We start from the raw sequence: 23,359 nt of genomic DNA on the forward strand, positions 1-23,359 counted from the left end.
CGTACGTGGTAGTGAATAACAACAAGCGGTCAAATTCCCTTAAAAACTTACAAAATATTTAGGAAATTTAACCGCTTGTTGTACTTAGAATAGTAAAACTCATTTCTGTTCAGTTCCGCTAGAGCTACTATTTTTGTGCTCAATTCGTATTAAAAATCGTTTCGCTGAATTGAAATGAATATTGACTAACCTAAAGTATAAGTCATTTATCAGGTAAAAATATTTTAGATTTAAATTTCTAAGCATTTTTTGAGCTTGAATATATGTTTCATAATGTCTTTTATACAAATCCCTCTGTAATTTATACTCGGAGATAAGATTAATATCTTTAATATTCAAAAGTTTATCTAATTCATTATCATCATACCTATATTTGTTTTTAGGTATTTCAAAGTCTTCTAATAATGTTAAATATCCTGATTTCTGCAATATATCAGAGAAACATTGATCGAATTCTCTATTGTTTATAAGAAATGATTCTACATCCTGCAGAGTCAAAAATTCAGCATTTGCTAACTTGGAACACTCATCAATTAAAAAGTTTGTACTTTTCTTTTGAACTTCTAAAAAATTTTCACTTTTTGCAAACTCAATTTCTTCTTGTGTTGCTAAATTTATACAATCATTTACACATTCAAGCTCTTGACTATTTTCAAGATCAGCGGGTGTACAAATTTCAGCCTCCTGAACTAAATTTATTCCCGCATCTTTAAATGCTAAAGCTACTAACTTTGAACAAAATTGTTTACGATCATCATCAGTAATAAAAGAAATCTTAGTTCCAATTGCCAATAATGTAGAATATGGTGTTCCAATTTTACTCCTTACACTAGAAACTATCCTATCAATATAAGGAGTAATATCTTTTTTATACCTTAATACTTTAACATCACTAGGTTGTTTATATAGCGTCCTCTTTATATTATTGGAATGAACGCCATCAGACAACGCTTCAATACAAGAACCTTGACTCCAACAAATTTTAGCATGTGAGTATTGGCTGTTTGTTGCAAGTTTTATACCATTCGAATACCATGAATCCCCAGATTCTAATATAATATCCCCTTTTTTCAGTTTAGCAATGTCCAAGATATATAGCTTTTCATCTTCTTTAAATGTTATTTTTTGTTTTACCATAAATATATTTTCATTCCCTTATGAGGCTTTTACTTATTCTAATAAAAACATGAGATAAATATTAACAAAATGTAAAAAGTAAATACTATTAAATACAGAATCAAATAAGGACAACAAAAAGACAACCACCTTCCAGCAGTTGCCTTTTCTTTTATTAACTTACGCTTGGCTATTTAAGTGCCACTCTCGCATTTCTAAACAATCTCATCCACGCCCCATCTTCGGTCCAGTCTTCTGGATGCCATGAGTTGCTGACTGCGCGGTAAACACGTTCCGGGTGTGGCATCATGATAGCTACACGTCCGTCTGTGTTTGAGATTGCGGTGATGCCGTTTACCGAGCCGTTCGGGTTAGCCGGGTAAACTTCGGTCGGTTGTAAGTTGTTATCGATATATTGTGCGATCACAAGTTTCTGTTCGGTTAAGCCGGCAAGTTGTTGTGCCGATTTGAATTCTACTTGACCTTCACCGTGTGAAACGGCAATCGGCATATGTGAACCCGCCATACCTTGGAACCAATGGCTGTTGGTTTCGTTGATTTTCACTAAACCAACACGTGCTTCAAAGCGTTCCGACTTGTTACGCACGAAACGAGGCCAGTTTTCTGTACCTGGGATAATTTCCGCAAGGTTTGAAACCATTTGGCAACCGTTACACACACCTAATGCAAGCGTATTCGGGTTGGCAAAGAATTGGCTGAACTGTTCACGCAACATTGGGTTGAATAAAATTGATTTCGCCCAACCACCGCCTGCACCGAGTACGTCACCGTAAGAGAAACCGCCACACGCCACTAACGCATTGAAATCTTTAAGGTTTCTTCTACCCGCCATTAAGTCTGACATATGTACGTCAATCGCATTAAAGCCGGCACGGTCGAATGCCGCCGCCATTTCGTAATGACTATTTACGCCCTGTTCACGCAAGATAGCAATAGTCGGTTTCACACCTTTATTGATAAACGGTGCGGTAATATCTTCGTTAACATCATAGGTTAAGAAGGTTGATAAACCTTTGTTGTTCGGGTCTTTTTTGGTTTCAAACTCTTGATCCGCACATTCCGGATTATCACGTAAACGTTGCATTTGGTGGGTTAATTCTGCCCAAATTCCACGTAATTCCGAACGTTTTTCGTTAAGAAGTTTGAGGCTGCCACGGCTAATCACAAAACGATCGTCTTCGTGTACCGTACCTAAATCTTTGGTTAAGCCCAATAAGTTATGTGCATTTAACACTTCACGTACACGCGCTAAATCCGCATCTTTTACTTGAATAACCGCACCAAGTTCTTCGTTGAACAATACTGCTAAATCATCATCACCTAACGCTGAAATATCAATCTCTACGCCACAGTTGCCGGCAAACGCCATTTCCGCAAGCGTGGTAATTAAACCACCGTCTGAACGGTCGTGGTAAGCAAGCAATTTGTCTTCCGCCACTAAAGTCTGCATTGCATTAAAGAAGTTTTTGAGGCTGTCTACATTCACAACGTCCGCCGGTTTGTCACCGAGTTGTTTGTAAACTTGCGCTAATGCGGTTGCACCTAAACGGTTTTTACCTTCACCCAAGTCGATTAATAATAGGCTTGATAAGCCTTTATCGGTACGTAATTGTGGGGTAACGGTTTTACGCACATCTTCCACACGAGCGAATGCCGAAATCACTAATGAAAGTGGTGCAGTTACCGATTTTTGCTCGCCATTTTCTTCCCACGTAGTGCGCATTGACATTGAGTCTTTACCTACCGGAATCGTAATGCCTAACGCCGGGCAAAGTTCTTCACCAACTGCTTTTACCGCTTCATAAAGACCGGCATCTTCACCTTCGTGACCTGCTGCCGACATCCAGTTTGCCGAAAGTTTAATACGTTTTAATTCACCGATATTGGTCGCCGCGATATTGGTGATCGATTCTGCCACTGCAAGGCGTGCAGACGCACCGAAATCTAATAAAGCAACCGGCGCACGTTCGCCCATCGACATTGCTTCACCGTGGTAGCTGTCTAAACTTGCCGTAGTTACCGCACAGTCCGCTACCGGAATTTGCCACGGGCCAACCATCTGATCTCGTGCCACCATACCGGTTACCGAACGGTCACCAATGGTAATTAAGAAGGTTTTTTCTGCGACAACCGGTAAACGTAACACACGATGTAGTGCTTCTTTTAATTGGATTTGTTGGCTATCAAGCGGTTGATTTTCAACCGTTTTTGACGAAACATCACGGTGCATTTTCGGCGTTTTACCGAGTAATACGTTCATTGGTAAATCAATCGGGTTATTGTCGAAATGATCGTCCTTAAGCGTTAAATGTTTCTCTTCAGTCGCTTCACCGATCACTGCAAACGGCGCACGTTCACGCTCACATAATTCGGTAAATAATGCTAATTTTTCCGGCGCAACCGCTAATACATAACGTTCTTGTGATTCGTTACACCAAATCTCTAGTGGTGACATACCTTTTTCGTCACATAAAATTTTACGTAAATCGAATTTACCGCCACGATCGCCGTCGTGGACTAATTCCGGCATTGCGTTAGATAAACCGCCTGCACCTACGTCGTGAATAAATAGAATCGGGTTGTCTTCGCCTAGTTGCCAACAGCGGTCGATCACTTCTTGGCAACGGCGTTCCATTTCCGGGTTTTCACGTTGTACCGAAGCAAAATCTAGATCTTCTTTTGATTTACCGGAAGCCATAGACGAAGCCGCACCGCCGCCTAAGCCGATGTTCATTGCCGGACCACCAAGTACGATTAATTTCGCACCGACCGGAATTTCGCCTTTTTGCACGTGTTCGGCACGGATATTACCGATACCGCCTGCGAGCATAATCGGTTTGTGGTAGCCACGTACTTCTTCGCCGGCAAAGCTATTTACTTTTTCTTCATAGGTACGGAAATAGCCTAATAATGCCGGACGACCAAATTCATTGTTAAATGCCGCACCGCCTAATGGGCCTTCGATCATAATATCGAGTGCCGAAGCGATACGATTCGGTTTTGAAAGCGGGTTTTCCCACGGCTGTTCAAAGTTTGGAATCACAAGGTTAGACACCGAGAAACCGGTTAAACCTGCTTTTGGTTTTGCACCGCGACCGGTTGCACCTTCGTCACGAATTTCACCGCCTGAACCGGTTGCTGCGCCCGGGAATGGCGAGATCGCAGTCGGGTGGTTATGGGTTTCCACTTTCATTAAGATATGTGCATCTTCTTGGTGCGCACGGTATTGACCGTCTTGATCCGGGAACCAACGACCGACTTTCGAACCTTCCATTACCGCCGCATTATCTTTATAAGCTGAAAGCACGTAATCAGGCGTTTTCTCGAAGGTGTTTTTAATCATTTTGAATAATGATTTTTCTTGTTTTTGACCATCAATCGTCCAATCCGCATTAAAGATTTTGTGACGGCAGTGTTCTGAGTTCGCTTGTGCAAACATATAAAGTTCGATGTCGTTCGGGTTACGATTTAAAGCAGTGAAATTTTCCACTAAATAATCAATTTCATCATCCGCTAACGCTAAACCTAAGTTCACGTTCGCTTCTTCTAACGCTTTACGACCGCCATTTAAAATATCTACGGTGGTAAATGGCTTCGGCTCCTGTTGAGCAAATAAATTTGCCGCTTGCGCTTCGTTATCTAACACCGTTTCTAACATACGGTCGTGTAATAAACCTTTTAAGGTTTCGATTTGTGCTGCTGTCGGCTCTGCGCTGAATTCAAAATAGTAAGCTAAACCACGTTCGATACGATTTACCGCTTGTAAGCCGCAGTTGTGTGCAATATCGGTCGCTTTTGAAGACCATGAAGAGATGGTACCGATACGAGGGGTCACAATTAAGCAAAAACCGGTCGGCTCGTGTTCGGCAAGAGTCGGACCGTAATGTAAAAGCTCTTTAATTTCAGCGGTTTGTGCTGCGCTAAGTTCAGCATTTAAATCGACAAAATGCACATATTCCGCATAGACCGATTTTACCGGTAACGCATTTTGTTGGAATTTAGTTTGGAATTGGTTAAGACGAAATTCAGAGAGGGCAGGAGAGCCACGAAAGGTTTGTACAGTCATTGTTGATTCCGTATTTGAGAAATAAAAAAATTCTCTGCCATTATAGCGGATAACGCAAACGTTTGCATTGCAAAATTTTACTCAAATAACACGAAAATCGGATTTTATTTCCATAGAAATTTTAAGAACGTTCTCTTGAAATTTTTCAGATTAAAAATATAATGCAAATCATTTTTATTATTATAACAATGTTTTTATATGCTAAATAAGTTTTCATTATTGCTCAGCTTGAGCTTTTTTTTATTAGGTTGCACTCAAAAATCACTTTCAGAACAACAACTACATTCACTTGGCAACATTATCGATTTAAAAACTCAACAATCGCTTTCCCTATCAGAATTACTACAACGCTTACCCACTTACACTTATGTATTGATCGGTGAAGAGCATGACCAACCCGTTCACCATCAAATCGAAACTTACTTGGTGCAAAAATTAGAGCAAAAACGACCGCTTGCGGCGGTGGTGCTGGAAATGCTCTCAGTTGATCAACAAGCGCAAATCAGTCACTTGCAACAGTCACAAACACCGTTATTTGCCGAAGAAATTCCGGCACAAATCGGTTGGAAGCACTGGGATTGGCATCAATATCAAGATTTAATCATTAGCCGTTTGTCTTCAACGACACCGTTAATTGCCGCTAATTTAACTGAAACTGAAGTCAAAACCTTATATGCCGGAGCACAGCCGTTACGAGGCTCAATTTCTGTGACACCCCAAGTTCAAACACAGTTGGCGCAACTGATTCAGGCACATCACACGTTGCCCACAGATATTTTAGAAAAAACGGTAACCGTACAGCAATTTCGTGACCGCCGCATGGCGGAAATGCTGGTAAAAAATACGCAAAATTCAACCGCTTATGCCCTCTTGGTGGCGGGTAATAATCACGTACGCAAAGACCTTGGCGTACCACTCCATTTACAAGACTTTGATAAGAAAAATAAAGCAAAAACGATTTCAATTATGCTCAAGAGCCAGTATTCGGAAGCTAAAGCCGTCACGCTACAGCAAGCCGACTACGTTTGGTTTACTGAGTAATTTTTATAACATCTATAATTAAGGAGAATGAATGAGATTAAAGCGTTTAAATCAACTATTGCTTGGCAGTTTAGCCGGCGTTACTTCTCTACCCGGTATAGCGGCGGAAGAAAATATGACCTTGGATCCGGTTTATGTCTTAGAAAAAAATCAAACGAACGCTAATTTTGAATCATACGGTAAAGCCGGTGCGACAAGCAGCCGTGGTGTCGGCGAAAATGCAATGCAAAATCTGGATAGCGTGGTGCGTTCGATCGCCGGCGCTTATACGCAAATCGACCCAGGTCAAGGTGCGGTAAGCGTGAATATTCGCAACATGACCGGTTTAGGGCGTGTGAATATGATGGTGGACGGCATACCGCAAACCCAATTAGGTACTTCGGCAAACGGCAGCGGTAAATTCCACGAAGGAAACGGGCCGATGAGCCAATTCGGGGCGTTAATCGACCAAAACTTTTTGACACGTGTGGATGTTTCTAAAGGGCATTCGGACGGTGCTGCTGGGGTGAACGCATTAATGGGCAGTGCCAATTTTAAAACGATCGATGCGGAAGACGTGCTTTTGGAAAACCGAAAAGTCGGCGCATTAACTAAACTGAATATCGGTTCTAACGGTTTAGGTCGCAACGGAATGCTCGCAGTTGCGGCAAAAGAAAATTTTGCACAATCAGGCAGTCTCAGCGGTTTATTTGCGCTGAGCAAGCACAAATTATCGCAAAATTATAAACGAGGTGATGGTTCTTCTTCTGAACAAACCAATTATTTGAGCGGACTCGACCAGCGACCTCGTTCTTATTTAGCCAAAATCGCATTAAAACCGGAACAAAACAGCGAATTAAAAGTCTCTCGCCGTGTTTATCATAACAACATTGCCGGGCGAGAAATTGACAGTTACACCAATGCGCTCGAAGCAAAATACGATGCCCATCCGTGGTTAAATTTACATTTACTCGCTTCTAACAGCAGAACATCGCAGGTTTATAACCAAGGCGCTACACTCTGGACTTTAAGTGATGCGGCAACGTTAAACCGTTCTAACACATTTGATATACACAATAATGCAAAATTTGATTTTGGGCATAGTAACTTAGATATCGCACTTGGTTTGAACTTCTTTAACAATAAATACGTGCGTCACTTACCGCTTAATGAAAATAATAACAGCGGCGCAGTAGCCAATAGTGCTTTTGCACCGCAGGGCAAACAAAAAATTAAATCATTCTACTGGAACACTATGCTGGAAACAGGCATTTTTACCCTGAAAACCGGCGCAAGCCATTCACATTACCGCTTAACCGGCGATAAACCGGAATGTGATACGGATGATGCGATCTATTGTGTTCCCTCTTGGCGTTTAAATATTAATCGCAAGTACAGTTCTGCTGATCCATCAGTAAATTTATCCGCAAAAGTGACCGCTTGGTTAGAGCCATTCCTTGAATATACAGAGACGACTCGTGCGCCGAATGTACAAGAGATGTTTGATACTAACCGTAACGGCTTAAGTGTTAATCCGTTCTTACGCCCAGAAAGTGCGAAAACTAAGCAAGCCGGTTTTAATATCACTCAAGATAAAGTATTCACTGAAAACGATATGTTAGGTTTAAAAGTGGTTTATTTTAATTCACATATTACCGACTATATTTTCAAAGAGTCTTTTTACGGTTGCGGCAACCATTTATGCAACGACTTAAATACATCCGATGGTTCGCTGCAAACACAACTTTATGTCAATGCGCCAAACAAAGTAAAAAGCAAAGGCTGGGAAATCGAGCTCAATTACGACGCGGGACAGTTCTTTACTAATTTTTCCTATACTCGTAGTGCAACCACCGCTCCAACATCCGTTGGTGCAATTATTCTCGGCGGATTCGGTACGGAATCTTATACGGTACAACCGAAAGATCACGCTACATTAGAACTCGGAACACGCTTATTGGATAAAAAATTAACGCTTGCAACCCATTTGAAATACACCGGTAAAGCGCATCGTGTACATATTGAAGGCGTTGATTCCGACGATAACATTCTGATCGAAAAACTGCCGAAAATCCCGTTAATTGTCGATTTTTATGCCAACTATAAATTGAACCGACATGTCACCTTAAAAGCCGGCATACAGAACCTGATGAATAAAAACTATTTAGACGCACTGAACTCGTACAACTCTTCTACTCATGAAGATTATGATGATGATACCGGACTGTATAAATTCAGTAATACCGCACGTGGTAGAACCTACACCGCAGGTGCGGAAATTCGTTTCTAAGTGCGGAACAAGCAGGAGAACAACATGAAACTGGTAAAATTTTTGGCTTTTTTAACCGCTTGTATCGGACTGAATCCGGCGCTGGCACAAGAACGTATCGTCAGTATCGGCGGTGATGTCACTGAAATTATTTACGCATTAGGCGCAGAACAAGCACTTGTCGGGCGAGACAGTACCAGCATCGCACCGCTTGCCGCACAGCAGTTACCGGATGTTGGTTATATGCGCCAACTAAATGCAGAAGGCATTCTGGCTCTCAAACCGACCAAGGTGATTAGCTCCGAAGTCGCACAACCTTCTGCCGTATTTGAGCAGCTTAAAAGCGCTGGAATTACGATTGAACGAGTACCGTTTGAATATTCACCGGAAAGCGTTATTCATAAAATTCAGCTCATTGGAAAATTGGTAAACAAACCACAACAAGCGGTTAAATTAGCCGAAAAATTTACAAATGAGCTAAAAGCTGTCTCCAGTTCACCATTAAATGTGCGCGTATTATTTATTCTTAATCATGCCGGTTCAAATTATATGGCTGCCGGACAAAATACCGTAGCAGATACCGCCATTCGCTTAATCGGCGCCACCAATGCGATGCAAAACAGTGTACGTTTTTCACCGATTTCACAAGAAGGTGTGATTGCCGCTCGTCCGGATTTGTTAGTGCTGACGAAAATGAGTTTGGAAAGTTTAGGCTCAATAGACAAACTCTGGGAGTTACCCGGTATGTCGCTAACCCCTGCAGCGAAAAAGCAAAATGTGATTGTGGTAGATGATTTAGCCGTACTCGGTTTTAGCCTGACAACACCGACCGAATTATTAAAAATGCGTCAAGCCGCCGAACAGGTGCGACATGACTAAAACGATTTGGTTAGTTGCTCTCGGCTTCGCACTGTTATGTAGCGCTATTCTTGCAGCCAACCTTGGCGCTCTCTCGATTACTTGGCGTGATTTATGGCAACTTACTTTTGATGATAGCCAATGGCAAATTTGGCTCAACATCCGACTGCCTCGCATTTTACTTGCTATTTTAGTCGGTGCGGGGCTAGCGATTGCCGGTACGTTATTTCAAGGTTTGTTTCACAATCCGATGGCGGATCCGGCATTAATCGGCGTAAATAGCGGTGCATCTTTAGCAGTGGCGCTATTTATCTTGCTGCCAAATATTCTGCCGGAACAATGGCTATTGTACGGCACAATGTTGGTCGCCTTTAGCGGCAGTATATTGGTTGCTACACTGATTTATTGGTTGGGATATCAAGGACAAGCTTCGGTTAATAAGCTATTGCTAGCGGGAATTGCCGTTAACGCCCTTTGTTTTTCCTTGGTTGGGATTTTGACCTATGTGAGCAATGACCAACAATTACGCCAATTTAGTCTATGGACCATGGGCAGTCTCGGACAAGCGCAATGGCAACCGCTGATAGTTGCAAGTTGTGTGATGATTCCGACCGCTTGTTTTGCCTTAATGCTCGCCCGCTCACTCAATTTACTGCAGCTCAGCGAGGAAGAAGCGCATTATTTAGGCGTAAATGTCGTGCGCTTAAAAAAAGCGTTAGTTTTAAGCGGTGCGTTATTAGTCGGTTGTGCGGTAGCCGTCAGCGGTGTAATAGGTTTTATCGGTTTGGTGATTCCACATTTAGTACGTTTTAAATTCGGTGCCGATCATCGTTGGGTAATCCCTGCCTCCGCTATATGTGGTGCAATCCTATTATTATGGGCGGATACTTTAGCTCGTACCATAGTTGCACCGGCGGAAATTCCAGTAGGAATGCTAACCAGCTTTCTCGGCGCACCCTACTTTTTATGGTTGGTAATTAAATATAAGGAAGGCAGATGATTTGCAAAAAATCCGCAGAATTTGACCGCTTATCCGAGGTATTAAGCGCCAAACAATTGGCTTATCGGATTGATGGGCACTCTATTTTACAATCGGTCAATCTGTCACTTAAATCCGGTGAAATTAGTGTGTTAATCGGCACCAATGGCGCAGGAAAATCTACGCTGTTGCGATTACTTGCCGGTTATCTGCCGCCAACCACAGGTAACATTCAGCTCAACCAGCAAAATTTAGCTGGTTTTCGACCGCTTGCATTAGCGCATCAGCGAGCGGTGATGCAGCAACATAGCCAAATAAACTTTCCGTTTTTAGCGGAAGAAGTCATCCGAATGGGCAGCTATCAACGCCATATTAGTGAGACGGATATAGAGCAAGTTGTGATGGCAACCGAATGCCAATCATTGCTGAACCAACAGTATCGTGCGTTATCCGGTGGCGAACAGCAGCGGATTCAACTGGCGAGAGCTTTATTGCAACTCTGGCAGCCGGATATGCAGGGTAAAATCTTGTTTTTAGACGAGCCGACCTCCGCCTTTGATTTATACCATCAACAAGCCTGTTTGCGTTTATTACGCAAGCTCTGTGATGAACGAGGCTTAACGGTTTGTGCCATTCTGCATGATCTCAATCTTGCTGCGCTTTATGCCGATCAGCTGATGTTATTGGCTGAAGGAACAATTCAGGTGCAAGGCAGCCCGCAAGCGGTCATAAATCAGGCAAATATTGCAAAATGGTATCGTTCGGAAGTGGCGATCGTTTCTCACTGTATTCATTCAACCCCACAAGTAATGCTCTTACGTTAAAAAATTGTAACGAACAAGTAACATTAAAATTGCACATAAACGGAATTTTTTAAGTATTTAAAAATTCCGTTTATGCTGTTTCTTTCACAGTAAATTAGATTGCAATTTATATTAATTAGGCGGAAAATAATAAACATATTTCTGAAATGCCGTTTCAGAAATGATGTAAACTCAATTTCATCTTAATTTTCATTTATAGGATTATTAGTATGGGTCTTTTTGAACAAACTAACCCTAATCGTCGTCGTTACGGTTTAGCAGTATTTATCGGTATTATCGCCGGCATTATTTCCGCATTCGTAAAATGGGGTGCAGAACATCCATTCCCACCACGTAGCCCGATCGATTTATTCCAAGCAGCGTGTCCACAACCTGTTTTAGATGCGTTAAATTCAGGTTCATTAGCGATGGAAGGTGCATTAGCACAATGTTCACGTGCGGTTTTAAACCCACCGGCAGTTTTCTTACGTGATTACATTGGTATCGACCCTTATAACACCGTGGCATTTACTTTTGCGGATCACCCGTTTAACTCAATCGGTGTAACACACATGATTTTCTCATTAGTGTTCGCTATCGGTTACTGCTTAGTGGCGGAAGTGTTCCCAAAAATTAAATTCTGGCAAGGTATCGGTGCAGGTATCATCGCGAATATCTGTGTACACTACATCACATTCCCGGCATTAGGCTTAACACCACCGGTAGCGGAATGGCCTTTATATGAACACATTTCTGAATTAGTCGGTCATATCTTCTGGTTCTGGACAATTGAGGTAATTCGTCGTGATTTACGTAACCGTATTACCAAAGAGCCGGATGCGGAAATTCCTTTAGATCAACCGCATCGCTAATCGAAACACTTGTTTCAACCATAAAGCCACCCACTGGGGTGGCTTTTTCATAACAAAAAATTATAAAGAATAGCTTCTTATACTTTCCATTTCCGATGGATTCGATCGAAAATCTTTTCCAGTTTTTTAAGCATTTTTGTCTTAACCTCACCTACTACTTACTATGAATTGGTCTTACGTTGTTAATGCGATTCCACGCTTTATTGACGCAGCTATCATTACCCTCCAGCTTTCGTTTTGGGGGATTTTGCTGTCGTTAGTTTTCGGCTTATTGATCGCGATTGTTACCGCTTATCAAGTTAAACCGTTTTACGGATTAACTCGTGGTTATATTGAATTATCTCGTAATACTCCTCTGCTTATTCAACTCTTCTTTCTTTATTACGGCTTACCGAAAATTGGCATTAAATGGGACGGTTTTACCTGCGGTATTATTGCGTTAGTTTTTCTTGGGGCAAGCTATATGGCGGAAGCGTTACGTGCCGGTTTACTTGCCGTGCCGAAAGGGCAAACCGAAGCAGCAAAAGCAATCGGGTTAAATCGTTTTCAGGTGTTTCGCTATGTCATTTTTCCGCAAGCTTGGGCGGTATCCATTCCGGCTATCGGCGCAAATGTTCTGTTTTTAATTAAAGAAACATCGGTCATCAGTGCAGTTGCCGTAGCAGAATTAATGTTTGTGACCAAAGATATTATCGGTATGGATTACAAAACCAATGAAGCCTTGTTCTTATTATTCGCCAGCTATTTAGTGATTTTATTACCGATTTCGCTGTTAGCTCGCCACTTTGAAAATAAAGCTCGGGGTGCAAAATATGGGGTTTGATTGGTTATTCGAAGGGCAAAATGCCGCAAGACTCGCACAAGGCTTATGGCTAACCGCCCAGATTTCGTTTATTTCGGTCGGTTTCTCCTTGGTATTCGGTACGCTATTCGGCTTATTGATGCGAGCCAATAATGTTTTTGTACGTGCCGTTTGTCGTTTTTATTTGGAAACTATTCGGATTGTACCGATTCTAGTTTGGCTATTTGCGCTCTACTTCGGACTATCTACTTGGTTTAATCTGCATATCAGCGGTTTTTGGGTATGTATTTGGGTATTTACCTTATGGGGTGTTGCCGAAATGGGCGATTTGGTACGAGGTGCGTTAGCCTCGATTGAAAAACATCAAATCGAATCCGCAAAAGCATTAGGTCTAAATCGTTGGCAAATTTTTCAATATATCGAATTACCACAAGGTACACGCCGAGTATTACCGGGGGCGATTAATCTGTTTACCCGTATGGTAAAAACCAGTTCGCTCGCCGCCTTAATCGGCGTGATCGAAATGGTTAAAGTCGGGCAACAAATCATTGAGAATGCGTTATTGACGAACCCTAGCGCCTCTTTTTTTGTCTATGGATTAATCTTTATTTTATATTTTCTGATTTGTTACCCGTTGTCACTGCTTGCAACACGCTTAGAACACAAATGGGAGAGCTAAATGGCGTTACTTTCTATCCGTAATTTACAGAAAAAATATGGCGAAACGGTCGCAATTCCCAATTTAGATTTGGATTTAGCCAAAGGTGAAGTGGTGGTAATTTTAGGCCCGTCCGGCTGTGGCAAAAGCACGTTATTACGTTGTGTAAACGGCTTGGAAGAAAAACAAGGCGGCAGCATTGTGATGCAAGATGTTGGCAAATTCGGCAAAGATTTAAGCTGGGAAGCCTCTCGTCAAAAAGTCGGTATGGTGTTCCAAAGCTATGAATTATTCGCTCATTTAAATGTGATCGAGAACATTTTATTAGGCCCGCTTAAAGCGCAAAAACGCTCACGCCAAGAAGTGGAGGCGCAAGCGGATAAATTACTCGCTCGTGTTGGTTTACTCGATCGAAAAAACGCCTTCCCTCGAGAATTATCCGGCGGACAAAAGCAACGTATTGCGATTGTGCGTGCCTTATGTATGAATCCGGAAGTGATTTTACTCGATGAAATTACTGCGGCACTTGATCCGGAAATGGTACGAGAAGTGCTTGATGTCGTGTTGGAATTAGCGGAAGATGGAATGTCAATGTTAATTGTTACTCACGAAATGCGCTTTGCCGAAAAAGTGGCAGATCGGGTTGTCTTTATGGATAAAGGCGTGATTATCGAACAAGCGCCACCGCATCAATTCTTTACACAGCCACAAACCGAGCGAGCCAAACAATTCTTAAGCGGTATGGCTTATTAATTTGCAGTATTCAAGCGGTCAAATTTTGCTAAAATTTTACAAAATACGGCTTCTAGCCGAGCAACGATTTTAAACAGGAGCATTTTATGAAACTGAACACAACATTAAAAACATTACTGGCAACTGCTATTGCCGCTTTTGCCTTAACGGCGTGTGACAATGGGAATAGCACACAATCTTCCTCTCAAGATAGCGTTGCACAAATTAAACAAAACGGTGTTATTCGTATCGGCGTATTCGGCGATAAACCGCCATTCGGTTATGTTGATGCTGAGGGTAAAAACCAAGGCTTTGATGTCGAAATTGCTAAAGAAATTGCTAATGATTTACTCGGTAGCTCGGATAAAGTGGAGTTTGTGTTAACTGAAGCGGCAAACCGTGTCGAATATTTAAAATCGAATAAAGTTGATCTAATTTTAGCTAACTTTACTAAAACGCCGGAGCGTGCCGAAGTGGTGGATTTTGCCGCACCTTATATGAATGTGGCACTAGGTGTTGTATCACCCAAAGGGGCGTTAATTACCGACCTTAAACAGTTGGAAGGTAAAACTTTATTAGTCAATAAAGGGACGACTGCCGATGCCTATTTCACCAAAAATCACCCTGAGATCAATCTGTTAAAATTCGACCAAAACACAGAAACCTTTGACGCGCTTAAAGACGGTCGTGGTGTAGCCTTAGCCCACGATAATGCGTTAGTTTGGGCGTGGGCGAAAGAAAACCCGACCTTTGACGTAGCAATCGGTAGCGTAGGTCCTGCAGAACAAATTGCTCCGGCAGTACAAAAAGGTAATCAAGCACTGTTAGATGTGATCAACAAAGAAATTGCCGAATTAAAAGCAAATGGCAAACTAAAAGCGGCTTATGAGAAAACCTTAGTGCCTGTTTACGGTGATAAACCTGAATTGCTTGCACAATAATCCGTTCCCTTTACAAAAGGGCCCGAAGAAAGTGTCTGTTTCTTCGGGCTTTTTAATTGGCTAAAATTTACTTTATCGGTACTAGAGAGTAAACTCTATGTTTTGTAAAAGATTATTTACGCATCGATTTAAACAAAGTTAGCTATGGCAAAATCCCTTATTTTCTCACGTGGAATTTTAAAAATCCCGCACCTTAATGCTTTCTTACATGACAGTGAGATTATTGCTTTTCCTCATCTAGGAACCGCCCCTCTAGTGGACAATGTCATCGGCTGGGGATTACGCCCTTCTACCCAAAAAGCTCGAGATTATGCGCAAAAACATGGCTTACTTTATATCGCATTAGAGGACGGATTTCTACGCTCGCTTGGTTTAGGTGTAATGGGATATCCGCCGTTTTCGATAGTTTATGATGATGTCGGTATTTATTATGACACGACTCGACCATCTCGTTTAGAAGCACTGATTTTACACTCGCAGCTTACGCCGGAACAAATGTGTGCTGCCGAGCGAGCCATCAGTTTAATTCAGCAGCACCAATTATCCAAATACAATCACAATGTTGATTTCGATGTGCCCTTAGATACCGCAGCACCTATCGTTTTGGTTATAGACCAAACATTCGGTGATATGGCGGTAAAATTTGGCAGTGCAGGCGAAGAACAGTTTAGACAGATGTTAGAGGCTGCAATCCGTGAGAACCCTCAAGCACAAATTTGGGTAAAGACTCATCCTGACGTAATTAGCGGTAAGAAAAAAGGCTATTTAATCGATTTACATAGCTACGGTAATCGTATCCGTTTATTTGCCGAGGACGTTAATCCGCTTTCGCTGCTTAAACAAGTCGATAAAGTTTATTGTGTTACCTCTCAAATGGGGTTTGAGGCATTATTACTCGGAAAACAAGTGATCACATTTGGCGTACCATGGTTTGCCGGCTGGGGCGTAACAGACGATAGACATCCAGATATTGAAATTTTAAAACAGGCACAACGCCGCAAAAACCGATCGTTTATTCAGTTATTTGCTGCAGCTTATTTGCAATATAGTCGTTATATCAACCCGAATAACGGCAAGATCGGTACAATTTTTGATGTAATAGACTACCTAAGCAAAACTAAAGCATTAAATCAACGTCTAAGCGGAAGTCTTTATTGCATCGGGATGTCATTATGGAAACAAGCGGTGATTAAACCGTTTTTTGATTTACCCTTATGTAAATTACATTTTGTGCGTTCGCTAAAAAAACTTGAAAATCGACCGCTTGCATCGGATGCAAAATTGTTGATTTGGAGCCAAGGTAAACCGGAAATTCTTGCCTTTGCAGCCAAACACCAGTTACCGATATTACGTATGGAAGACGGTTTTATTCGTTCGGTCGGGCTAGGCTCAAACTTAGTTGCGCCATTATCATTGGTAGTTGATGATTTAGGCATTTATTTCAATGCGCAAACGCCATCTCGCTTAGAAGAGATTCTGCAATATCAGGAATTTAGCGAGCAAGATTTAGCACTAGCCAAACAATTACGACAACGCCTGATTCAAGCTAATATCGGTAAGTACAATGTTGGTAATACCGGTTTCCGCTTATCAGTTACCGATAAAAAAACGATTTTGGTGCCAGGCCAAGTTGAAGACGACGCTTCTATTCGTTTCGGTTCTCCGCAACTTAAGCGCAATGTTGATTTGCTCGAAAAAGTCAGAGAATTGAATCCGGATGCCTACATTATTTATAAACCGCATCCGGATGTGGTCAGTGGTAATCGACAAGGGCTGGTAGTTCACGAACAAGCGGTCAAATTTGCCGATGAAATTGTAGAAAATGCCAATATTTTAGATTGTATTAATCAAGTTGATGAGGTTCATACAATGACCTCTCTGGCTGGATTTGAGGCGCTATTACGAGGGAAAATCGTGCATTGTTACGGCTTACCGTTTTATTCCAATTGGGGATTAACGCAAGATCATATCCCTCTTACAAGACGTACGCGTCAATTACGTCTTGAAGAATTAATTGCTGCGGTATTAGTTTATTATCCGCAATATGTCGATCCTGAAAAGAGAGTCATGATTGACGCTAACCAAGCAATTGCGATTCTTCAGCAACAAAAACAAAAATTAGCAAACAGCGGGATTAAACGCCCTTGGATTGCTAAACAATTCGGTAAGTTAAAACAACTTTACCGAACCTTAAAATATTAAAAATAAAATTCTCAAAGAGTATTTAACGATGATCAACCATTATTTAGATGATTTGATTGAGCAATCAAATCGGATTTTGCTATTGCAAGGTCCGATAGGCGCTTTCTTCACCCAATTATCGGAATGGTTACAAACTCAAAATCGCAGTGTATTTAAAATTAACTTAAATGCCGGTGATGAATTTTTTTATCCGAATAGCATTGCTAATACCTTTGCTTATCGCGATACCTTAGAAAATTTTCATCAATATTTAACCGACTTTTGCCAAACGCATAACATTGATAGCGTGGTATGTTTTGGTGATAACCGTAAATATCACAAATTGGCTAAAACGGTTTGTCAGCATTTAAATATCGCATTTTGGGCTTTTGAAGAAGGTTACTTCCGTCCGGATTACGTCACGTTTGAAAAAACCGGGGTAAACGCTTATTCACCCATTCCAAAGCAGGCAGATTATTTCCGAGCGTTCGAACACTTATCGGAGCCAAACAAAGCACAAAGTGTAGCCAAAGGTTTCTGCCCGATGGCAAAACTGGCCATCCAATATTACGTGTCGGCATATTATCGCCGTCATCAATATCCGGAATATCGCCACCATCGTTTATTAAATGTGTGGTACTACGTAAAATTATGGATGGTTTCAGGGATTAAACGGCTGCACTATTATATGCACGATCGCAATTTTTCTAAGCGTGTTGAGCAAGGCGAATTCGGTGAGTTTTTTATTTTGCCGTTACAAGTTTATGATGATAGCCAAATTTTAGTGCATAGCGATTATCCTAGCGTAGCTGCAGTGTTACGGGAAGTGTTGTCATCTTTTGCCACCAAAGCACCGAAACATTTAAATTTAATCGTAAAACATCATCCGATGGATCGTGGCTTTATTGATTACGGTAAAGTGATTGATGAATATATGGAACAATATCCTGATCTGAAAAAGCGCATTTACTATATTCACGATGTGCCAATGCCGGTTTTCTTGCGCCACGGGAAAGGAATGGTTACGCTAAATAGTACCAGCGGTATTTCAGCGTTATTACACAATATGCCGGTCAAAACCTTAGGTCGAGCCAATTATGATTTTGCCGGGCTAACCTATCAAGGCAATCTAGACGACTTTTGGAGCAATCCAGAAAAACCGGATGATGGATTATTTCATGCTTATCGTAAATTCCATCTGTATAAAACGCATATTAACGGTAGCTTCTATAACAAGGTAATTCTGCGTTATCCATACAACCAAAAGTAGCTGACAAGCGGTTATTTTTCGAGACTTTTTTACAAATAAAAAAGACTGCGTAATTTGTTTTACGTAGTCTTTTTTGATCATACGAAAAGTTAAAAAATCACTTCTAAACGCACAAAGGTATTAATAAAATGGTTACGATCTTTGTCTTTATCGTTATAAAAACTGATTTCCGGTTGAATAAATACCCAATTGCGGAAAATGGATTGACGATAGTTAATGAACGGCCCGTAAGTATTGAATTTGGAGTGATCTTTATCAAAACGTCCCCCCATAAAAATACCGTAGCTTAGACGTTTAAGTGGTGCAAAATTATGCTGACGATATAAGCTATTACCCCAACCGGTTTCTTCATCCACATCGTGCGTATATTGTAGGAAAGTATGATTCATAATGAAGGTGTTTTCACTATCAATATAACGATTTTCTAAATTGGTACGGAGGTAATGCTTACTATTGGTACCATAACGATAAATTTGTTCTAAACGAGTACCGAAGTTATCGGTCATCTCCCACGTTTTACTTAGACGTAAACGACCAAAGATATCACCGCCCGAACGTAAACCGCCGTCCAAATCACTTTCAATCCCTAAACGTTTAATTTCATTTGACCAACGTAAACCGATAGAGGCGTTATCGTTACGAGCTTGGCGGCTGTCATAATTACGATCACGAGGCAGGTTACGGTAATTTTGTCCGACATGATTTTTATCGCGCGCTTGGTTTTCCAAATCCTCATCACCGAATACCACGCTGACGTGTTTTTTCAGTACCGGTAATCTGATTTTGCCTCGTACACGAGGTTTATAAGAAAAACGATCGTGTTTATTCCATTGATTGTCTAACATCACACGTAAACTTGCCGATGCCGGTTTACTTGGATCCGTTTCACCCAGCCAATCGTTAATACCGTTTGACCAATCGTGTAATTTCGAACGAATCGAACTGCGTTGTTGATCCGCCCAAGTATTTTCAGCATCATTTGTTTCATTCGCAACAGAGGAAACAGCAAATGTTGTAAATAATGCGATATAAGTAAGTTTAAAATATTTCATGTGAGTTATCTTTATCAAGGAATTTGCCCGTATCATAATCCAAATGAGTAAGTGATTCAAAAAATACCTTTCGTTTAAAAAACAAAAAAGCGGTCGATTTGCAAAATTTTGTTACAAATCAACCGCTTGTATGCTTTAACGCAATACTAAACATTACGCCCAATATTTATCAATTTCAGCACGAATCGCTTCCGCAGTTTGTTTACCTTTTTCACCCACTAAAGCGCGACCGGCAATGAAAGCTTTCGCATTTTTGATTTCTTTAAATAAGTGAATTTCTTCCGGTACAATACCACCGGTAATCGATAATTCTAAGCCGAGTGCAGAAAGTTGTTTCATTAGTTCCACGTCTTCCGCCGTCCAACCCTTACCTGCTAATTCCGCATCGCGAGAACGGTGGTAAATCGCTTGTTTTACGCCTAATTCAACCCATTCTTTCGCATCTTTTTCTACTGTCCAGTTGCCGTAAATTTCGATTTGGATTTCTTTCTTCACTTTTAATTCCGGATGTGCCACATTGAAATCATCCGCCACTTTCTTACACGCCGCTTTAGTTGCTGGATGTGCTGCTGCTGAAACAGTTAACCAGTCTGCGCCCGCTTCAAATGCCATTTTCGCTAAAATCGCCCCACCGTCCGTGGTTTTTAAGTCACATACGATAATATGGTTCGGGTGTAACGCACGTAAAGTTGAAACCGCTTTCATCCCTTCCGCACAGGCAAGAATCGTACCGCACTCAATAATTTCTACTACACTTTCCGCCTGTTTTGCATCTGCAACCGCTTTTTCTAAACTTAATGAATCTAATGCAATTTGAAGTAATGGTTTTGACATATTTTGTTCCTTTTACGAATTTTTAAATTGTTCTTTATTCCTCTCTCCCGCAAGCAGGAGAGAGACCGCTTGTTGAAGCGTTTAGCGAAACAAGCAGAGAGAGGAAATTTCTAGCCAGCTAACGCCTGATCAATCACCGCATAAACATCTTCTTTAGTTTGGCAACGTAAGATTTTGGCTAAATCGACTCCCGTATCACTGTCCGGATCATCCAATACTTGGGTAATTTCCATTAAACCTTCCATATGTTTATCCGAATCACTACCGGCTAAGGTGACAAATACCGAAACAGGCTCATCTTCGCCATCAAAATAAACCGGCTCTTTTAAAGTCACTAAGGCGAACGAGGTTTTAATCACACCTTCTTCCGGACGAGAATGCGGCATCGCTAAACCCGGTGCAAGAATGATATACGGTCCCATTTTTTCAATATTTTCAATAATACTGGTGTAATAACGAGGTTCAATCGCGCCTGATTTTTCTAGAACATCCGTGCCTAATTTAATCGCTGCTTTCCAATCTGCCGCACTTTGATTTAAAAGGATTGAGTTATTTTCGATAAGCGATTCTTTTAACATAGCTTTACTTCCTTCAAGTTGGATAGCTTTAAATCAAGGTAACCACCTCCCTTCTTGGAAGGTGGCCTTGAGGGTTATTGATATTTTTTGATAAGAGCCAATAACTCTTCACCAAAGGTATTCGGATTTAACATATTTTGTACGCCTAATACTGAGATATGATCATTTGCCACAATCTCATTTTGTAAGTGTTTAGAACATACGATGATATCTACCGAACCGACTTTACCTTTATGGTCGGTTACCGCACATGAATCCATCACATTTGGAATACCGCGTTTATCAAGGTATTGTTTAATTTTCATTTTCATCATCATTGATGAACCTTGACCCGAGCCACATACCGCTAAGATACGCACCGCTTTTACATCACCTTCCGCATTGCCTTCTGTAGCTTGAGCTGGTTCAGCTTCTTGTTCAGCCGGTTCACCGAAACCGTACAATTGGTCTACAGTTTTGCCTTCTGCTTTCGCTCTTGCTTCGTCAGCACGTAATTGTTTGCCCGCAAATGCCATATATACAAGCGCTAACACGATACATACGAAGGTTGCACCGGTCGGGCTAAAGAACATACCTTGGATAATCGGTGGGAATAATAACGCCCAGTCCGCCATACCCATCCAGCCGTTAAAGCCTGCACCACCTTCTGTGCTGGTAATTAAGCTTACTACCCATGCAGAACCAAGCACTTCAATAATACCCATCACGAAACAGATTTTCATTACCGCTTTCCAACCACCGAAATGGTTTGCGAATACACCGATTGTCGCATTAGAGAAGAACATCGGGATAAAGCCCGGAATAATTAATACCGCAGCTGAAGCGTCACCGCCACCGAATTGTTGATAAGCAATTAATGCGCCTACTGCAACAAACTGACCGATAGCACCCCACATGAAACCGAATACCACAGCATTTGGCGAGAATGCATAAGTTGCCGCACAGTCAATCGCTAATACTGCATTTGGAATTAAACGTTCGGAAATCCCTTTAAATGATTCAGATAATTCCGCTACGAACATACGTACACCAAGTACGATAACTTGGATTGCCACCGCAAATTTTAAGCCGGTTTCAAAGATGTAAATCGTCCAGTGCGTTTTACCTGCCATTTGTTGTAGGTTATCTAAACCGAATGACATTAGGATAATACCGAAGAACACTGTCATCACGATCGCGGTTGCAGAGATACTGTCGTGGAAAATATGTAACCATTTAGGTAAGTTGAGTTTATCAACCGTTTCTTCTTTTTTACCTAATTTCGGTGCAACTTTTGCTGCTAACCAAGATGCGAATTGTTGTTGGTGACCGATAGAGAAACCCGCACCGCCGGTAATTTGTTGAGTTGCTTGGTACATCATATTAGAGAAGATACCCCAATAGAGCGCCATAATGATTGCAGTATATACGACCACTTCCCACGGTTTTGAGCCAAGTACCCAGAACACTACCGCAACTAAGCCTGCTTGTTGGAACATAATATGACCGGTAAGCATAATGGTACGAATACCGGTAAAGTGTCTGAATAATACAAGTAGGATATTAAGGAATAAGGCTAAAATTACTGCATAACCCACATACGCATAAGCGTCACCCATGGTACTCATTGTCGCTTGCCAACTTGTATATGGGTCAATCACCGCACCTTTAAGGTTATGGTATTTAGATAAACCTTCGATAACCGGTTTAAAGTTTTGCACAAGCGTACCTGAACCGACTTGTACCAACATAAAACCGACGATCGTTTTAATGGTACCTTTAAGAATGGTAGTTGAATCTTTTTTTAGGAAAATGTAACCGATACAAGCGACAAGACCGAGTAACAGCGGTGCTTTCGAAAGAATCTGGTCATTGATTGCCATAAAGATACTCATTACTGTATCCATAGTGAGCCTCTCTTTTTATGTTGAGTAAGAATGATGAGATTTGGAAGATCTCGTTATTTTTAGATTGGTTAAGTTAAAGATTAAAAAAATATAGGCATATCTATACCTACAGAACAAATGATAAACAGTTATCGCACCTCAAAAAAGATTATTTTTGATTATTTGTGAGCAAGATCACATTTTATTTTTCATTTTCGTGATTTTCGTGTTCATTTGTTAAAAATATGTATAATCCTTTTTTCTCCCCTCTCGTCACAAACACAAATAACCTATTGATTTTATTAGAAAGTAATCGTTTGTTAAGTTTCAAAAAAACACAAGATAAATGAGAAGAATTCCTATCCATGCAGAATCGACGAAAAAATTAGAGGTAGATCACATTTTTTAAAAAAAGCGTTTTACAAAAAAATATGATTATTTA

18 protein-coding genes are annotated in these 23,359 nt (G+C 41.1%); 12 read left to right on the forward strand and 6 right to left on the reverse strand.

Annotated elements, in window-relative coordinates; genetic code table 11:
• Positions 1–99 precede the first annotated feature (99 nt).
• Both ASU1_RS09210 and purL read right to left on the reverse strand, forming a co-directional pair.
• Positions 100–1,137: a YiiX/YebB-like N1pC/P60 family cysteine hydrolase gene (locus tag ASU1_RS09210; RefSeq protein WP_015674105.1), complete on the reverse strand. Its 1,038-nt coding sequence runs from the start codon at positions 1,135–1,137 to the stop codon at positions 100–102.
• Between the two features lie 169 nt (positions 1,138–1,306).
• Positions 1,307–5,203 (reverse strand): phosphoribosylformylglycinamidine synthase, encoded by a 3,897-nt coding sequence (gene purL, locus ASU1_RS09215; RefSeq protein ID WP_015674106.1) that lies wholly within the window; start codon positions 5,201–5,203, stop codon positions 1,307–1,309.
• A 198-nt stretch (positions 5,204–5,401) separates the two neighbouring features.
• On the opposite strand from purL, the gene ASU1_RS09220 reads away from it, so the two are divergent.
• The 12 genes from ASU1_RS09220 to ASU1_RS09275 all read left to right on the forward strand — a co-directional run bounded on the left by ASU1_RS09220 (position 5,402) and on the right by ASU1_RS09275 (position 18,588).
• Positions 5,402–6,244 carry a ChaN family lipoprotein gene (locus ASU1_RS09220; protein ID WP_039195478.1) on the forward strand — a complete coding sequence of 281 codons (843 nt, stop codon included), beginning with the start codon at positions 5,402–5,404 and terminating at the stop codon, positions 6,242–6,244.
• A gap of 31 nt (positions 6,245–6,275) precedes the next feature.
• Entirely contained in the window at positions 6,276–8,513 is a 2,238-nt protein-coding gene (locus ASU1_RS09225; protein ID WP_015674108.1) for a TonB-dependent receptor domain-containing protein, read from the forward strand.
• 24 nt (positions 8,514–8,537) lie between these two features.
• Entirely contained in the window at positions 8,538–9,371 is an 834-nt protein-coding gene (locus ASU1_RS09230) for a heme/hemin ABC transporter substrate-binding protein (RefSeq protein ID WP_015674109.1), read from the forward strand.
• Positions 9,364–10,350 (forward strand): FecCD family ABC transporter permease, encoded by a 987-nt coding sequence (locus tag ASU1_RS09235; protein ID WP_015674110.1) that lies wholly within the window; start codon positions 9,364–9,366, stop codon positions 10,348–10,350. Before ASU1_RS09230 ends, ASU1_RS09235 begins: the two co-directional genes overlap by 8 nt.
• Positions 10,347–11,153 carry a heme ABC transporter ATP-binding protein gene (locus ASU1_RS09240; RefSeq protein ID WP_015674111.1) on the forward strand — a complete coding sequence of 269 codons (807 nt, stop codon included), beginning with the start codon at positions 10,347–10,349 and terminating at the stop codon, positions 11,151–11,153. Before ASU1_RS09235 ends, ASU1_RS09240 begins: the two co-directional genes overlap by 4 nt.
• A gap of 209 nt (positions 11,154–11,362) precedes the next feature.
• Complete coding sequence (locus tag ASU1_RS09245; RefSeq protein WP_015674112.1) at positions 11,363–12,004, forward strand: YagU family protein; 642 nt, start codon at positions 11,363–11,365, stop codon at positions 12,002–12,004.
• 163 nt (positions 12,005–12,167) lie between these two features.
• Complete coding sequence (locus tag ASU1_RS09250; RefSeq protein ID WP_015674113.1) at positions 12,168–12,827, forward strand: amino acid ABC transporter permease; 660 nt, start codon at positions 12,168–12,170, stop codon at positions 12,825–12,827.
• Positions 12,817–13,485 (forward strand): amino acid ABC transporter permease, encoded by a 669-nt coding sequence (locus tag ASU1_RS09255; protein WP_015674114.1) that lies wholly within the window; start codon positions 12,817–12,819, stop codon positions 13,483–13,485. Before ASU1_RS09250 ends, ASU1_RS09255 begins: the two co-directional genes overlap by 11 nt.
• A complete protein-coding gene (locus tag ASU1_RS09260; protein ID WP_015674115.1) occupies positions 13,486–14,217 on the forward strand; it encodes an amino acid ABC transporter ATP-binding protein in 732 nt (243 codons plus the stop codon).
• Between the two features lie 86 nt (positions 14,218–14,303).
• Positions 14,304–15,137, forward strand: a complete 834-nt coding sequence (locus tag ASU1_RS09265) for a cysteine ABC transporter substrate-binding protein (protein WP_015674116.1) — start codon at positions 14,304–14,306, stop codon at positions 15,135–15,137.
• A gap of 144 nt (positions 15,138–15,281) precedes the next feature.
• A complete protein-coding gene (locus tag ASU1_RS09270; RefSeq protein ID WP_015674117.1) occupies positions 15,282–17,339 on the forward strand; it encodes a capsular polysaccharide biosynthesis protein in 2,058 nt (685 codons plus the stop codon).
• A gap of 28 nt (positions 17,340–17,367) precedes the next feature.
• Positions 17,368–18,588, forward strand: a complete 1,221-nt coding sequence (locus tag ASU1_RS09275) for a capsule biosynthesis protein (protein ID WP_015674118.1) — start codon at positions 17,368–17,370, stop codon at positions 18,586–18,588.
• Positions 18,589–18,677: 89 nt separating this feature from the next.
• Here ASU1_RS09275 and ASU1_RS09280 read toward each other — a convergent pair whose 3' ends face one another.
• The 4 genes from ASU1_RS09280 to ASU1_RS09295 form a co-directional block, all read right to left on the reverse strand.
• Positions 18,678–19,640, reverse strand: coding sequence for a hypothetical protein (locus tag ASU1_RS09280; protein ID WP_015674119.1), 963 nt, complete (start codon positions 19,638–19,640; stop codon positions 18,678–18,680).
• 153 nt (positions 19,641–19,793) lie between these two features.
• The gene (locus tag ASU1_RS09285; RefSeq protein WP_015674120.1) at positions 19,794–20,474 is read right to left on the reverse strand and encodes a 3-keto-L-gulonate-6-phosphate decarboxylase UlaD; all 681 of its coding nucleotides are present in this window, start codon (positions 20,472–20,474) and stop codon (positions 19,794–19,796) included.
• A 110-nt stretch (positions 20,475–20,584) separates the two neighbouring features.
• Positions 20,585–21,052: a PTS sugar transporter subunit IIA gene (locus tag ASU1_RS09290; RefSeq protein ID WP_039195481.1), complete on the reverse strand. Its 468-nt coding sequence runs from the start codon at positions 21,050–21,052 to the stop codon at positions 20,585–20,587.
• A 74-nt stretch (positions 21,053–21,126) separates the two neighbouring features.
• On the reverse strand, positions 21,127–22,938 hold the full coding sequence (locus tag ASU1_RS09295; protein WP_015674122.1) for a PTS ascorbate-specific subunit IIBC: 1,812 nt from the start codon (positions 22,936–22,938) through the stop codon (positions 21,127–21,129).
• Positions 22,939–23,359: the final 421 nt, after the last annotated feature.

This window comes from Actinobacillus suis ATCC 33415, from assembly GCF_000739435.1.
GTDB classification, from domain to species: domain Bacteria; phylum Pseudomonadota; class Gammaproteobacteria; order Enterobacterales; family Pasteurellaceae; genus Actinobacillus; species Actinobacillus suis.

Excerpts from the sequence above, each read along its gene's own strand:
- ASU1_RS09240 (WP_015674111.1), top strand. The coding sequence starts at position 10,347 with ATGATTTGCAAAAAATCCGCAGAATTTGACCGCTTATCCGAGGTATTA.
- ASU1_RS09265 (WP_015674116.1), top strand. The coding sequence starts at position 14,304 with ATGAAACTGAACACAACATTAAAAACATTACTGGCAACTGCTATTGCC.
- ASU1_RS09235 (WP_015674110.1), top strand. The coding sequence starts at position 9,364 with ATGACTAAAACGATTTGGTTAGTTGCTCTCGGCTTCGCACTGTTATGT.
- purL (WP_015674106.1), bottom strand. The coding sequence starts at position 5,203 with ATGACTGTACAAACCTTTCGTGGCTCTCCTGCCCTCTCTGAATTTCGT.
- ASU1_RS09255 (WP_015674114.1), top strand. The coding sequence starts at position 12,817 with ATGGGGTTTGATTGGTTATTCGAAGGGCAAAATGCCGCAAGACTCGCA.
- ASU1_RS09295 (WP_015674122.1), bottom strand. The coding sequence starts at position 22,938 with ATGGATACAGTAATGAGTATCTTTATGGCAATCAATGACCAGATTCTT.
- ASU1_RS09210 (WP_015674105.1), bottom strand. The coding sequence starts at position 1,137 with ATGGTAAAACAAAAAATAACATTTAAAGAAGATGAAAAGCTATATATC.
- ASU1_RS09285 (WP_015674120.1), bottom strand. The coding sequence starts at position 20,474 with ATGTCAAAACCATTACTTCAAATTGCATTAGATTCATTAAGTTTAGAA.
- ASU1_RS09250 (WP_015674113.1), top strand. The coding sequence starts at position 12,168 with ATGAATTGGTCTTACGTTGTTAATGCGATTCCACGCTTTATTGACGCA.
- ASU1_RS09230 (WP_015674109.1), top strand. The coding sequence starts at position 8,538 with ATGAAACTGGTAAAATTTTTGGCTTTTTTAACCGCTTGTATCGGACTG.
- ASU1_RS09260 (WP_015674115.1), top strand. The coding sequence starts at position 13,486 with ATGGCGTTACTTTCTATCCGTAATTTACAGAAAAAATATGGCGAAACG.
- ASU1_RS09245 (WP_015674112.1), top strand. The coding sequence starts at position 11,363 with ATGGGTCTTTTTGAACAAACTAACCCTAATCGTCGTCGTTACGGTTTA.
- ASU1_RS09280 (WP_015674119.1), bottom strand. The coding sequence starts at position 19,640 with ATGAAATATTTTAAACTTACTTATATCGCATTATTTACAACATTTGCT.
- ASU1_RS09270 (WP_015674117.1), top strand. The coding sequence starts at position 15,282 with ATGGCAAAATCCCTTATTTTCTCACGTGGAATTTTAAAAATCCCGCAC.
- ASU1_RS09290 (WP_039195481.1), bottom strand. The coding sequence starts at position 21,052 with ATGTTAAAAGAATCGCTTATCGAAAATAACTCAATCCTTTTAAATCAA.
- ASU1_RS09275 (WP_015674118.1), top strand. The coding sequence starts at position 17,368 with ATGATCAACCATTATTTAGATGATTTGATTGAGCAATCAAATCGGATT.
- ASU1_RS09220 (WP_039195478.1), top strand. The coding sequence starts at position 5,402 with ATGCTAAATAAGTTTTCATTATTGCTCAGCTTGAGCTTTTTTTTATTA.
- ASU1_RS09225 (WP_015674108.1), top strand. The coding sequence starts at position 6,276 with ATGAGATTAAAGCGTTTAAATCAACTATTGCTTGGCAGTTTAGCCGGC.